This window comes from Brevibacillus sp. MER 51 (genome assembly GCF_023714195.1).
Taxonomy (GTDB): Bacteria; Bacillota; Bacilli; order Brevibacillales; family Brevibacillaceae; genus Brevibacillus.
Map to the genome: position 1 here is coordinate 302,472 of NZ_JAMAUS010000005.1, position 12,781 is coordinate 315,252.

A 12,781-nucleotide genomic window follows, 5' to 3' on the forward strand; every position below is an offset into this window, starting at 1 on the left:
AAGAGGCGTTCACCTTCAAAGTCCGGTGCTCATGTAGGTCCCCTACACTCACCCCTTTCTCGGTGCTGAAAAGACGACTTTTAGAATTTGATCTTATGGAAATTGTTTTGAGAAAGGGGTATCGGCATGGACCACGATGCGCAAAAGTTAACCAGTGCTTTAGCTGACCCCACCCGTTTTTCCATTTACCAATTTGTCGCCTACAGTAAAGATCCCATCACGGTTCAGGATATAGCTGATCACTTCTCTATCCATCCAAATGTGGCACGCTTGCATTTGACCAAGCTGGAAGACGTGAATTTACTCACTGCTGTTACAGACAAAAGCGGTAAGGGAGGACGTCCCAGTCGGTTGTACTCACTTTCTGAACAGGTTGTGAGTCTGCAATTCCCACCTCGTGACTATCAGCTGTTGGCCGATATCGCGATTGAAAGCCTCCTATCGCTCGGCGAGGCTGGCGAAGCCGCTCTCATTAAAATGGGACATCGCATTGGAACAGAGATGGCAAAACGGGCGGTTGTCCAAAGCGGAATCAATTTAGAAACAGCCTCTATGGAAGAAAAATTGGACCTGGTCCATCGGATTGTCGTGGCTCAGGGATTGAAACCAGACATCGAAGCAATGGATGAAGGGAAGCTGCGTTTTCGCGTGAATAATTGCACCTTCTCTGACAGCGCAAAAAAATATCCGAATGCCGTATGCCAGATGCACAACGCTCTTTTGATGGGAATATTCGAAACGTACTTGGGGAACATTGAGTTACGTGAGGATGATTCCAAAATTCGCGGTTGCCAATCCTGCAACTATACGGTGATTCAATATTAGCACCGCAAGTCCAGTCTCTCCCCCTCGGGTGACAATAATCCGACATACCTTTATCGTTTACACGTGTTCACCTGTCCTATATAATGGGGGAGGAATCTTGTAAATCTTACCGTTCGAGGCAAAAAGGGGGGACAAAAATGGATCGTATGTATCGCGTTCTTGGTTTCTGGACCATTGTGATCGCGTTGATGGCGTTTTGGGGAGAATTGTACCCGATGGCGCTCATCTTCTTCAGTTTGACTGCTTTCTTCGTAGCATTGAGCTACATGAATCTGACTGAACGAGTATACTTAAACATTTTCTTCGGCTTCATGTTCCTGTCTTTTGTTGGATTCACGTATTACACGTTCTTCGTGATGCCTGTTGGCCCACAAGAGCACGCTTTGCTACAATTGATTATGTAAAAAAAGATGCTCGCCATGAGCATCTTTTTTTGTGTTCCCTTCTTCTTTTACTCCCGGACGCCTTTTCCTTGGACCATGACCCGAAAACGCCCACCCAAGCCGGCAGGATCGATCAACTGCTGAATAGCCCGATTCCGTTTCATCGCAACGCTCGTGAAAGGGTCTGTATCCATATGCGCGACCGCTTTATGAAGCAAGCCATTGCGCATTAAAAACCGATCCTGCCTCATATAGTCCATTTCCCGTAAACCAGCCTTTTCTCCATACGCTTGCCACGCAGAAAAATTCACATGTGTCGTCAAGTCTTGTTCGCCAATGTTGATATACGGATTCGTATGCGCCCGATGACGATGATAGCACATCAGTGTTCCGTTTTTTCTACTGGGATGGTAAAGCTCCTCTTGCAGATCACCATAATCAATCGTGATGACGAACCCTTTTTTCAAGAGGGAGGAAACTTCTTGTGCCGCTTGCTCCATCGCCAAATTTATCTCGATCCGCATGCCGATTGGCAGCTTCAAGTTCAGCCCTAGCACATATTCTCCTAGGGCTGGTGTCATCTCTCCCAGACACTCTTCCAACCCGTCCTCGGCAGCACGCACCCACACTTCCTGCCAGCCGGATTTGGTTTTTTCTACAATATGTACCGGAAATGCGTCCAGCCATTCATTCGAAAAAATAACCCCTTCTATTTTTTCATGCTTGGCAGCTTCCTTCACGGAAGAATACCAACGCTTCGGACCCTCGTGCCACTCGAGTGCCTCCTGCTGCATTTTCTGGTGATACGGACTCGCCTCTATCAAAATGACCGTCAACTCTTTGTATACCGCTGGCTTGCATTCGCGGATACGCTCCAGCATGTGACGGCAGACAGCCCCGGTTCCACCACCAATCTCCACGAGAACAGGCGAAGTAATATCCGCCTCCTCCCATAATGCCAAGACAGCATCCGCGATTGTTTCCGCAAAGACGGGATGCACCGATGCGCTCGTATAAAAATCTCCCGTTTTGCCTACTTTGGGTTGTTCAACCATATAATATCCATGAGTATCGTGGTATAGGGCCAACTCCATAAAGCGCGCGAACGTAATCGCTTTTCCTGGTTGGCTTTCTATTTCCTCGCGAATCAGTTCGATCATCGTCATAAGCTCTTCTCCTGCTATCCAAATTCAACTAGATAAGGCTATAATACGAAAAGAAGCATACAATATGGAAAGGCAAAAGCAAAAGGTGAAATCATGCGCAAATTTCTTCTCGTCTTGTTCCTGTTTGTATGTCCACTAACGGTATTCGCACAGGAAGAACCCGCTACCCCTTTGGAGCAGCTCATCCTGCAGCAGCATTTTACACAAAAAGAGCTGGAGCGAACCCTCACCTTACTAAAGGAAGAAGAGACGCGGACATACGGGGAAATCGCTCAAATGGATCTCGACTTGCAACGGCAAAAGCTAGTGATGGAAGCCACACAACGTCGTGCAGGCGAAGTAGCGCGTGCCTATTACATGGGCGAGCGTACTAATCTTCTGACGCTACTATTAAATGCGGAAAATTTCAATCAGTTCTTATTGATGTACGACTTCTACGAGATCTTGTACGAGCGTGACATGTCTCGACTAGAGTCCTATCATACTGAGCGCACCAAGCTTACCGCGATGCAAACCGACAAAAAGAATCGATTGGAACAACTTCAGACGCTACGAAAAAAATACGAGCTTCAATTGTCAGAGATGCTCGCCGTTGCCGCTGAAAAAGAAAAGAATGTACAAAAGCTGGATGACCCGACCGTTGTGGAATCCATGATGAATCACTTGATTTTAGACTGGGAAAAACGTGGTTTGCCCGCATTCCAGACCTTCTTCGGAATGCTCGCGCAGGTCATGGTTCAGGTCCCCGAGTTGGCGACGCCCGATCGAATTCAGTCGGAAGGTCTTCTTAAGCATACGCTAACCATTAACCAGACTGACTTCAACAATTTTTTGATAGAGAAAGATGCGTTGTTTAAACAATCGCATTTCTCCTTTGAGGATAACAAGCTGACCGTGGAAGGCACGTATGATCAGATGGAGCTCAAGCTCGTTGGTAACTATGAGCTCGTCTCTCCTACCCATCTCAAATTCCACATTACTGAGCTGTACTTTGACGGCTTTGCCTTGCCTCAATCGACCGTAGAGGAAATGGAGGAAGCGTACGATCTAGGATTTTATCCGGAGCTGATCTCCCCCAATATCCAAGTGCAGGGCATCACGCTGATGGACGAAGAATTAAAACTCCAGCTACAATTCAATCTTCCCTTTGGATTCGGAAAGAAGTAAAGCCAGCTATTCATTAGCTGGCTTTTTTCTTGGAAACAACCTTATTGACATGAGCCGGCATTTCCTTCTGCAATTGTGTCATGTACTGGATCGCTTCTTTCGTCAGCGTAGGGTATTTCTGCCCCTGCTTTAGCTTTTCCAAGGTTTCTGACACCGGGTAAATGACGTAGTTGCGCTTGTTATTTTTCCGATAAAAATGAACGTAGGTCGGAATCATTTCAGCACTTTCGATGCTTGCCTCTCCTGACTCATTCTTGTACAGCACAAGCTTCAGAATTGCCCCAACATCCTTGTAATCCCATCGCTGCGCAGAGATGAAATTGCCTAAAGAATAGGTGATCAGTCCTTTGTGTTGACGTCCATCTTCGAGGGTAACCGTCTTCCATTCGTAAGGTTGTACCACATGTGGATGCGCGCCCAGTATGATATCCGCTCCAAATGTCAGAGCTTGCTCGGCGGTCTTGATTTGTTCAGGACTGGGCATTCGCTGATACTCATTTCCGAAATGAAGCGCCACTGCAACCAGATCGGCTCCTTTTTCTCTTGCCCGTGCGATATCTTTCTTCATCAGCCCAGGCGAAATGAGATTGATCAGATACGGCTTGCCCTCTGGAATCGCGATTCCATTCGTTCCGTACGTATACGATAGCAAGGCTAGCGTGAATCCGTCCTTGGTCAACAGCAAGGGCTCATCTCGATCCTCAGGATTTGCAAACGTTCCCGTGTGCGGTAGACCGGCTTCATCGAGATATTTGATGGTTTGCAGAACCCCTTGTTCTTTGCGGTCCATCGAATGGTTATTCGCTGTTGTTACCGCAGTAAATCCAATTTCCTTCAACGTATGTGCAAGGGACTCAGGAGAATTAAACATCGGATACCCTGAGTATTTGGCCTCGCTACCGCTCATCGTTGTCTCAAGATTGCCGATGACCCAGTCTGCCTCGCGGAACATCGGAATGACGTTCGGGAAAAAACGTTTAAAATCATAGCTTTTCGTCGCTGGGTCCCAAACGGCATCCAACTGCTCCTGATGCATCATGATATCCCCAACGGCGAGAAGGGAGATACGCTGTTCCGGAAATCTTGACGGCAAAGTCGGAGGTTGTGTCTCCTGATGATTGGGCGCTGTCTGCGGTGATGTTTCGGGATCGGGCACTTTCACGTCGGGAGCTTGGTTTGTCTTATCTGCTTGGGCGATGGGTGCCGCACACCCAACCAGACTCGTGCAGGCAATAACGAGAAGGAGTGCCCATTTCCATGTTCGCTTCATAATAAATAGCTCCTTTGGTAAATGGTGACCCCTTCCTTTTCTCCACCACCTGACAAAATCCTCTCCCAACCTTTATAAAGAATGATGAAATGACTAACGCAGCATGCCTGTGACAAACGGATTGTACGTTTTCTCGTAGTCGATCGTCGTCTTCGGTCCATGTCCAGGATATACAATTGTTTCATCCTCGAGCTCAAACAGTTTGTCCTGGATGCTGATCATCAGTGTCTCATAATCTCCTCCGAACAGATCCGTACGCCCGATGCTCTGGTTAAACAGAACGTCGCCACCGAAGCAGTGCTGGCCAATTACGAATGAACAACTGCCTGGTGAATGCCCTGGCGTATGCAACACCTGAATATGAAAACCTGCCAGTTCCAGAGTTTGACCATCTGCCAATTCGTGCTCAGCCCGCTCACAAACGATGAGTTCGGGCAGATTCCAGCGTCGAGATCCGTTGAGATCAGGATTGGTGAGCCATTCCTGCTCCAATGGATGAATGTAAACCGGTGCTTTTGTCAATTCTCTTACTTGGTTGAGACCACCAATATGATCCAAATGGGCATGCGTCAAAAGAATAGCAACGACGTTTTTATTAGCAAGAGCGCGGAGCAACTGATCTGGCTCCATGCCCGGGTCAATCACAATGGTCTGGTTGGTAACGGTGTTTGTCACCACATAGGCATTGGTTTGAAATGCTCCCAACGCATAAGACTCAATGGCAAGATTTTGATTTGTCATAGGAAACCTCCTTGATTTTTTGATACGATAGAAAAAACACGATTGCAAACATGGGGGTATGACATGCGCCATATGTACGGAATTGAACTGAATGTACCAGCCGGGAAGCTCCCTGGCTTCTATGCTCAAGTCATACATAAAATCGGAGATCATGTCAATGTCTTTGATCGGGACAAACTGCTTTTTATTGTAGAGAACCAAGCCGAACAGGAGAAGCTAGAGACCATTTTGGAGAAATCCAACATGTTAGGCGATGCCTTTTCTCTATTGCTACTCCCGTCAACAACCACCATCGATCAACTCGATGATATCGGTTTTGTCTCCCAAAATGAACATTTGTATGTATATGCAGATCAAGTTGCCATCGTAACGCCCGAGGCCCCATCCCAAACTGAAGATCAGTGGGCTGCCATGGAGCAACTCCGTGAGCATGTTCTAGGCGTGATACCTGAAAGTACACAACAACCCGAAGCCTACCTGATTGATCAAAGCTTGATTCCACTGGCAGAGGGAATCGCAAAGGCTTATCAAGTGAAGCTCGTTTGGCTCCATCCGACCAAATGAATCCTTTCCATGAAAAAAGGGAGTCCCTGATAGCGAACTCCCTTCTCCTTATTACGATGATTTACGATCAAATCGGAACCACGCCACCTGATTGTCCACAAGACCAAAATTGGCGGTGTATTTGCTGCCTTCATACACCACTTCTTGTTCGCCTTTTCCTTTGCCGTACAGCTTCTCTAGCTGCCCAGCACTGTCAAACATCGTGAGTCCTCGATATGTTTTGAATTTTTGCGCGTCCTCACGGGGAACTCCACCCAGCATAATCGATGTCAATTCACCTTTGTGGACTTTGATCATCATCTGGCTTTGATCAACCAGCAGCATTCCCATTACTGCATCTCCCGCACCCTGCGCCATTTGCTCTACCGTATAGCTTTGTCTTGTCACCATATCCATAAAATCAGCTTTTGTTGGCTTCAACATATCCATTGCTTCTTTTATGTTCTGCCCGATAAAAATGCCGTTTACTCCGTATTCCTTTGGATTTTCGGGGTCAAATGTAGCAGTTGGTTCCGACTGGGCCGAACATGCCACCAAGACAACTACTGTCAACACCCAAAACGCAGTCATTCGCAAGCATTTCCACATCATTCACTTGTGCCCACCTTTGCTACCGCTCTTTTGGTTATCTTAGCGTATCCGGCAAGCATCGGGCAACTATAGGAAGACGAGCTTTATTCTCGTGTTCCGCTGACTTTGCGGCGCGGTCGATTAGGAGGCAAATTGCTGTCCACTGATTGTTTGAAGCTCTCTAATATTTTGAGGAGTGATGCGAAAAAAGGCGAGCCAAACACCGCAACAATCCCCCACATCCATGTTCCTAACTGCCACGAATCTTTTACATAAGCGGATTCAGCACCCGTTAAAATAAGTGCCGGGTCCAGACCAAGCATGCCAAAAATGACACCAGCAGCCAATACGGAAATAAGCAGATTGAAAAAGCGCTTGTAGTGCATCAATCGAGCAGCATGATACTGATCCTCCCAGCAATTTTCTTTCGCCTCATAGTCCGTCGCCAAAAAGGGAATGACTGATTTAAAAGCTTCCGTAACTCCTGCTGCCGCGCTGGATACCGCTGTGATATAAATCAAAAAAGAAATAGATGAATCCAACGTAACCATCATGCTTCCCTCCTTTGTACATATGTATGGAATTGGAGGGACAACTTGCAAATTTTTTTGCAGTTTGTATATTTCCCCTTTGTTGTTTATGCGGTAAGATGTGAAGTGCATGTAAATATGAGGAAGGGCAGGGATTGCTATGCAGGACTTTTCTTTTGTATGGAATCAGTACGACTTGATTCGCGGAATGTTTTTGGCGAGATTGACGGAAATAACCGAGGAAGAAGCAGATGTGGTTCCAGTTGGCTTTAAAAACAACATTCGCTGGAATATTGGCCATATTCTTCTGACACAAGATTACTTGCTCTTCGGACCAGAAGGAATGAAATGTCCTCCGCATTACGCAGCCATGTTCGCTCCAGGAACCAAACCTGCTGATTGGCAAAAAGAAGCACCTTCCCTCGAAACCTTAGCTGTTGAGCTAAAAGAACAGCATGTGCGTATCAAAGAAGAATTTCACTCCCGCTTGAATGATCCATTGCCAAAACCGTTTGAGCTAGGAGACAAAGGCACTATGCATACTTACGGGGAAATGATGGTCTTCACTCTTTTCCATGAAGGAATGCACATCGGATGTATTTCGTCATTGCGAAAAGCTATCGCGGCTGCTAAATAAGGAAAATCAGACAAAAACGCGGGATCGTTTATCCGCGTTTTTCTTTTGCCTGCCAAATCCTCAAAAATGAAAACCGCTCCAATGAGGAGCGGTCCTTGTCGAGCCCGAATTGCTTATGGGGTTCTACCGGTTATTCTCTTTGGCTCTTCAACCTCCGTCGTAGAGAAAAGTAGCTAAAGGAATCGGTGTATCTCCATACGACTTTCGTCGATTGCTTGATCATGATTATCCACGGATCTTCGCCTCCTGCAAGGCATTTCGCCGTTTACTCACATGAATCAACGGGCTCGACAAAAATAGTATGACCTCTTCGTAGTTTTTCATACATCGTCTTTACAATAAATCTGCGGCCAGCTGTGCGAGCACACTCCGTTCGCCTTTTTCCAACTGAATATGTCCAGCCAGCTTTTGGTCTTTAAATACTTCGACCACGTAGGTTAAACCGTTGTTGCTCTCATCCAGATACGGATGATCAATCTGCTCAGGATCACCCATTAACACAATTTTCGAGCCGTCCCCCACCCTCGTCAGGATCGTCTTCACTTCATGCTTTGTCAAGTTCTGGGCTTCGTCAATGATAATAAATTGTTCAGGGATGGAGCGCCCGCGAATATACGTCAAAGCTTCCACCTGCAAACTTCCCATGCCTGCCAAAATTTTATCCAAATCACCTGGGCGTTTTGTGTTGAATAAATATTCCAAATTATCATAAATCGGTTGCATCCACGGCCGAAGCTTTTCTTCTTTTTCGCCGGGCAAATAACCGATGTCTTTTCCAAGCGGAACGATAGGTCTTGCTACTAACAGTTTTTTGTATTTTTGCTGGTCCTCAATTTGCAGCAGGCCCGCTGCTAATGCCAGCAAGGTTTTTCCTGTACCGGCCTTACCGGTCATGGTTACTAAAGGGATATCATCTCGTAGCAGCAATTCGGTTGCCATCCGTTGCTGCACGTTGCGGGCTCGGATGCCCCAAATCGGATCATCATCTGAGATTAACATTTCTAACATTTTTCCGTCCGGGTCGACTTTTCCAATCGCTGAAATAGATGGGTTACATTCGTCCTTCAGCACTAAAAATTGATGAGGATAAAAGCGATAGCGCGGAAAACAGGAGGCCAGCTGCAGTTTTCTTGTCGCATAGTAAGTCTTGATGATGTCGGATGCTACCATCATCTTCTGATACCCCGGGTAAATACTGGAGAACTCTCCCACAACTCGATCCGAAAGAAAATCTTCTGCGGAAATATTCAATGCATCAGCCTTGACTCTCATGAGAGCATCCTTACTTACCAAAATGACTGGTCTTGGCTGTGGTTTTCCATTTTCCTCCTCTTGTAAGTTTAGTGCAACCGCCAAAATGCGGTTGTCATTACTCATTTCCGTGAATTGTTTTTGAAGGCGGTGGAAAGAGGAATGATTCAGTTCCACCCGAAACAACCCACCCGTTTCAAGGGTAATGCCAGTGTGCAATTGCCCCAGCTCACGAAAACTGTCAAAGAGCCGAGATACGTACCGAGCATTGCGGCCAATTTCATCCATGTACCGCTTTTTGGAATCGATTTCTTCCAATACAACAGCTGGTATGACGATTTCGTTGTCAGCGAAGGAAAACATCGCCCTTGGATCTTGCAGGAGTACGTTGGTGTCCAGTACGTAGATTTTCTTCAAAATCTCGCCTCCTATTACCCTTCTTATATACCCTATGCAATTTTTGGAGGGATGCTCAAGTGCGGCGACGTGATGTACTACAGTCTATGTTCAGGTAGACAGAGATAGACGACCCAGTGGCAGAATGAAAATGGGCAGCCCAGAACAAAATACTTGTAACCCTGCCCTCCTCATGAAAGGAAGGCAATACTGGGAAAGGGAGAATGCCTGTGAAACGGATCATGATCTACTGCCTCGGTTTTAGCTTGTTGCTTACAGCATGTATGTCAGGCAATAAACCCCCGGCGAATCAGGCTGCACAACAGCCGAAGCATGCCAATCATACTCAGCGCGTTCAGCAAACAGCTCCTGAGCCTGCTTATAATCAATCTTCCCAAGCCACCGCTGATCGCCTCGCCCAACTGGCAACACGTGTGAAAAGGGTTCACAGTGCCACTGCTGTGGTATTGGGCAAATATGCGGTAGTTGGTATTACAGTGGACCCGAATCTTGATCGCCCAGAAGTTGGCGTCATAAAGTATACGGTTGCGGAAGCTCTGAAAGAAGACCCCCAAGGAGCGAATGCTGTCGTAACTGCAGACCCTGCTATCGTACAGCGGTTACGGGAAATGAGAGATGATATTCGTCGCGGCCATCCTGTTGCCGGAATTACGGAAGAGTTGGCGGACATCGTAGGTCGGATCATTCCCCAGTTGCCGCGCAGTGTGCAGCCTCGCGAAGAAACCCCTTCTCAAGTAAAAGAAAAACGCATGCACAAAGAACCGCAGGGACAAAACAAAATCAACGCAAATCGTACAGGAACACCATAAAAGAAAAGAGGTATCCCCGGATTTAAGCCCGGGAGAATACCTCTTTTTCTTTATGGACTAGTGCTTCAGATGGCAAATGATCCAGTGCTTGCTTCAAATCTGCCACCAAGTCATCGAAATCCTCTAAACCAGCTGACAATCTGATCAAACCATCTGTGATTCCCCTTGCAGCTCTTTCTTCAGCAGGCATCGCTGCATGTGACATCGTAGCTGGATAGGACAGAATTGTTTCCACTGCCCCGAGACTGACAGCCACAATCGGCAATTTTACGCGATCAAACAACGCTTTTGCTCTCTCGCGGCTCCCTACATCAAAGGAAAGAACAGCTCCATGCCCAGTCGCTTGTTGTGTTTGAATCAGGTGCCCGGGGTGATCCGTCAGTCCCGTATAGTAGACTCGGCTTACTTGTGGATGCGTAGACAACCAGTCAGCCAAGCTCGCGGCTGTCTTCGTGCTCACATCCAGTCGGGCTTTCAATGTTTTCAGCCCACGCATCACGAGCCAGCAGTCCTGCACACCCAAAATCGCTCCCATGCCATTCTGGATAAAGTAGAGCTGTTCCCCTAACGAAGCGTCTCTGGTCACGGCCAGACCTGCCACCACATCGCTATGCCCACCGATAAACTTCGTTGCACTATGAATGACCACATCTGCGCCAAGTTCCAATGGGCGCTGGTAATACGGGGTAAGGAACGTATTATCAACAATGACGAGCACGCCGTGCTCCTTCGCGATTCGAGAAACCGCTGCAATATCTGTCACCTTTAAGGTAGGATTGGAGGGAGTCTCCAGGTAAACCCCTTTTGTTATCGGTGTAATGGCTGCGCCAACGGCTTCAGTATCTGTTGCATCCACGAATGTAACGGAGATGCCCATTCTCGACAAAACTTTGGTCAAAAACCGAAACGTGCCACCGTATACATCCTCCGCCACTACAACATGGTCTCCGGCTGAAAACAGCATGAAAACGCTGGAAATGGCAGCCATGCCAGATGAGAACGCGAAACCTCGTGCGCCTCCCTCCAGAGACGCAATGGCTTCCTCCAAAGCCTGCCTGGTCGGATTGCCAGATCTGGCGTAATCAAAAGTACCTGGCTGATCGATATCAGTCTGATGAAATGTGGAAGCTTGATAAATCGGAACCGACGACGCACCTGTGAACGGGTCAATGCAAGTGGAACCGTGGAGGATCTTGGTTGCAAAATTCATCGTACACTCCCCCCTACGACCAAACTAGCATTCAAGGCCTGAAACAAATCGGCTATGACATCATCTGGATGCTCGATGCCAACCGACAGTCGCAATAATCGATCACAAACCCCGACATGCTCTCTGACTTCTTGCGGGATATCCGCGTGAGTTTGCGTCGCCGGATACGTACACAATGACTCGACACCACCCAGGCTTTCGGCAAAGGCCACGATTTGCAGATTTTGCAGGAACAATCCCACCTGCTCTGCATCGCGTACGCGGAACGATACCATCCCACTATGCCCGGTCGCTTGATTCACCTGGATCTCATGCCCGGGATGCTCTTGTAGACCTGGATAAAATACCTCCGCTACTGCCGGATGCTCACGCAGTTTTTCCGCTACGATCAGCGCGTTGGATTGATGACGCTCCATCCGCAATGCCAATGTCTTCATCCCGCGAATGAGTAGCCAGCAATCCTGCGGTCCAAGTACAGCACCGATTGAATTGTGCAAAAACCGGATTTTTTCCGACAACTCTTCTCCTTTTGTTACGATGAGTCCAGCCAGTACATCGTTATGTCCTGCCAAATACTTGGTTGCACTATGTAAAACGATATCTGCACCAAGCTCTAGTGGGCGTTGACAATAGGGGGTTAAGAATGTGTTGTCTACAATCGTCAGGAGCCCGTGCTGTTTCGCCAATTGCGTTACAGCTCGAATGTCGGTAATCTGCATGAGCGGATTGGTTGGTGTCTCGACGAAGATGGCCTTTGTCTCTGGGCGAATCGCATTTTTGAGTGCATCAATGTCACGCAAATCCACGTACGAAAATGTCAGACCGTAACGAGAGAGCACTTGCTCGAACAATCGATAGGTTCCCCCGTAAAGATCGAGTGAAACGATCAGATGATCCCCCTGGGAAAACAGGCCCATGACGGTGTGAACAGCAGCCATTCCAGAGGCGCAAGCGAATCCTGCATCTCCTGATTCCGCTTCAGCGATGGTTTCCTCCAAAATAGTGCGAGTAGGATTAGCTGTGCGCGTATAATCATATCCAGTGCTCTGGCCCAAGGCAGGATGACGATAAGCTGTTGCATAGTAAACAGGAAAACTCACCGCCCCTGTTTTTTCGTCTCTGCCTACTCCCGCCTGAATCAACTTTGTTTCCAATTTCATGTCTGTTTCTCTCCCTCCAATAGTGTACGAGGGCATCAAAAAAGCCCCCTTTCCTCTGAAAGAAGGCTTTGTTTACGTCAC

The 12,781-nt window shown here is 47.5% G+C and carries 14 protein-coding genes; 6 read left to right on the forward strand and 8 right to left on the reverse strand.

What is annotated here, in order from left to right:
* Positions 1-126: 126 nt before the first annotated feature.
* Both M3630_RS13600 and M3630_RS13605 read left to right on the forward strand, forming a co-directional pair.
* The gene (locus M3630_RS13600) at positions 127-825 is read left to right on the forward strand and encodes a helix-turn-helix transcriptional regulator (RefSeq protein WP_047068388.1); all 699 of its coding nucleotides are present in this window, start codon (positions 127-129) and stop codon (positions 823-825) included.
* A gap of 137 nt (positions 826-962) precedes the next feature.
* Positions 963-1,229 carry a DUF2626 domain-containing protein gene (locus tag M3630_RS13605; RefSeq protein WP_015892123.1) on the forward strand — a complete coding sequence of 89 codons (267 nt, stop codon included), beginning with the start codon at positions 963-965 and terminating at the stop codon, positions 1,227-1,229.
* A 47-nt stretch (positions 1,230-1,276) separates the two neighbouring features.
* Here the strand turns inward: M3630_RS13605 and M3630_RS13610 are convergent, their stop codons facing one another.
* Positions 1,277-2,374, reverse strand: coding sequence for a class I SAM-dependent methyltransferase (locus M3630_RS13610; protein ID WP_251252439.1), 1,098 nt, complete (start codon positions 2,372-2,374; stop codon positions 1,277-1,279).
* A gap of 93 nt (positions 2,375-2,467) precedes the next feature.
* Between M3630_RS13610 and M3630_RS13615 the strand changes: the two genes are divergently transcribed.
* Entirely contained in the window at positions 2,468-3,541 is a 1,074-nt protein-coding gene (locus M3630_RS13615; protein ID WP_173608228.1) for a coiled-coil domain-containing protein, read from the forward strand.
* Between the two features lie 13 nt (positions 3,542-3,554).
* Here the strand turns inward: M3630_RS13615 and M3630_RS13620 are convergent, their stop codons facing one another.
* Positions 3,555-4,811 carry a CapA family protein gene (locus tag M3630_RS13620; protein ID WP_251252440.1) on the reverse strand — a complete coding sequence of 419 codons (1,257 nt, stop codon included), beginning with the start codon at positions 4,809-4,811 and terminating at the stop codon, positions 3,555-3,557.
* 93 nt (positions 4,812-4,904) lie between these two features.
* On the reverse strand, positions 4,905-5,552 hold the full coding sequence (locus M3630_RS13625; RefSeq protein ID WP_251252441.1) for an MBL fold metallo-hydrolase: 648 nt from the start codon (positions 5,550-5,552) through the stop codon (positions 4,905-4,907).
* A gap of 63 nt (positions 5,553-5,615) precedes the next feature.
* Between M3630_RS13625 and M3630_RS13630 the strand changes: the two genes are divergently transcribed.
* Positions 5,616-6,116 (forward strand): hypothetical protein, encoded by a 501-nt coding sequence (locus M3630_RS13630; RefSeq protein ID WP_232773349.1) that lies wholly within the window; start codon positions 5,616-5,618, stop codon positions 6,114-6,116.
* Between the two features lie 51 nt (positions 6,117-6,167).
* On the opposite strand, the gene M3630_RS13635 is transcribed toward M3630_RS13630, so the two are convergent.
* Entirely contained in the window at positions 6,168-6,707 is a 540-nt protein-coding gene (locus M3630_RS13635) for a hypothetical protein (protein WP_232773351.1), read from the reverse strand.
* Between the two features lie 83 nt (positions 6,708-6,790).
* Positions 6,791-7,237, reverse strand: coding sequence for a hypothetical protein (locus M3630_RS13640; RefSeq protein ID WP_173608386.1), 447 nt, complete (start codon positions 7,235-7,237; stop codon positions 6,791-6,793).
* A gap of 139 nt (positions 7,238-7,376) precedes the next feature.
* Between M3630_RS13640 and M3630_RS13645 the strand changes: the two genes are divergently transcribed.
* Positions 7,377-7,853: a DinB family protein gene (locus tag M3630_RS13645; RefSeq protein ID WP_251252442.1), complete on the forward strand. Its 477-nt coding sequence runs from the start codon at positions 7,377-7,379 to the stop codon at positions 7,851-7,853.
* 333 nt (positions 7,854-8,186) lie between these two features.
* On the opposite strand, the gene M3630_RS13650 is transcribed toward M3630_RS13645, so the two are convergent.
* Complete coding sequence (locus M3630_RS13650; RefSeq protein WP_173608234.1) at positions 8,187-9,521, reverse strand: PhoH family protein; 1,335 nt, start codon at positions 9,519-9,521, stop codon at positions 8,187-8,189.
* A gap of 203 nt (positions 9,522-9,724) precedes the next feature.
* On the opposite strand from M3630_RS13650, the gene M3630_RS13655 reads away from it, so the two are divergent.
* Complete coding sequence (locus tag M3630_RS13655) at positions 9,725-10,330, forward strand: YhcN/YlaJ family sporulation lipoprotein (RefSeq protein ID WP_251252443.1); 606 nt, start codon at positions 9,725-9,727, stop codon at positions 10,328-10,330.
* Between the two features lie 22 nt (positions 10,331-10,352).
* Here M3630_RS13655 and M3630_RS13660 read toward each other — a convergent pair whose 3' ends face one another.
* Positions 10,353-11,540: a trans-sulfuration enzyme family protein gene (locus tag M3630_RS13660; RefSeq protein ID WP_251252444.1), complete on the reverse strand. Its 1,188-nt coding sequence runs from the start codon at positions 11,538-11,540 to the stop codon at positions 10,353-10,355.
* A complete protein-coding gene (locus M3630_RS13665; protein WP_251252445.1) occupies positions 11,537-12,700 on the reverse strand; it encodes an aminotransferase class I/II-fold pyridoxal phosphate-dependent enzyme in 1,164 nt (387 codons plus the stop codon). Before M3630_RS13665 ends, M3630_RS13660 begins: the two co-directional genes overlap by 4 nt.
* Positions 12,701-12,781: the final 81 nt, after the last annotated feature.

What these genes read in the sequence shown, in the direction of transcription:
- M3630_RS13600 (WP_047068388.1), top strand. Translation starts at nt 127, where the DNA reads ATGGACCACGATGCGCAAAAGTTAACCAGTGCTTTAGCTGACCCCACC.
- M3630_RS13605 (WP_015892123.1), top strand. Translation starts at nt 963, where the DNA reads ATGGATCGTATGTATCGCGTTCTTGGTTTCTGGACCATTGTGATCGCG.
- M3630_RS13610 (WP_251252439.1), bottom strand. Translation starts at nt 2,374, where the DNA reads ATGACGATGATCGAACTGATTCGCGAGGAAATAGAAAGCCAACCAGGA.
- M3630_RS13615 (WP_173608228.1), top strand. Translation starts at nt 2,468, where the DNA reads ATGCGCAAATTTCTTCTCGTCTTGTTCCTGTTTGTATGTCCACTAACG.
- M3630_RS13620 (WP_251252440.1), bottom strand. Translation starts at nt 4,811, where the DNA reads ATGAAGCGAACATGGAAATGGGCACTCCTTCTCGTTATTGCCTGCACG.
- M3630_RS13625 (WP_251252441.1), bottom strand. Translation starts at nt 5,552, where the DNA reads ATGACAAATCAAAATCTTGCCATTGAGTCTTATGCGTTGGGAGCATTT.
- M3630_RS13630 (WP_232773349.1), top strand. Translation starts at nt 5,616, where the DNA reads ATGCGCCATATGTACGGAATTGAACTGAATGTACCAGCCGGGAAGCTC.
- M3630_RS13635 (WP_232773351.1), bottom strand. Translation starts at nt 6,707, where the DNA reads ATGATGTGGAAATGCTTGCGAATGACTGCGTTTTGGGTGTTGACAGTA.
- M3630_RS13640 (WP_173608386.1), bottom strand. Translation starts at nt 7,237, where the DNA reads ATGGTTACGTTGGATTCATCTATTTCTTTTTTGATTTATATCACAGCG.
- M3630_RS13645 (WP_251252442.1), top strand. Translation starts at nt 7,377, where the DNA reads ATGCAGGACTTTTCTTTTGTATGGAATCAGTACGACTTGATTCGCGGA.
- M3630_RS13655 (WP_251252443.1), top strand. Translation starts at nt 9,725, where the DNA reads ATGCCTGTGAAACGGATCATGATCTACTGCCTCGGTTTTAGCTTGTTG.
- M3630_RS13660 (WP_251252444.1), bottom strand. Translation starts at nt 11,540, where the DNA reads ATGAATTTTGCAACCAAGATCCTCCACGGTTCCACTTGCATTGACCCG.
- M3630_RS13665 (WP_251252445.1), bottom strand. Translation starts at nt 12,700, where the DNA reads ATGAAATTGGAAACAAAGTTGATTCAGGCGGGAGTAGGCAGAGACGAA.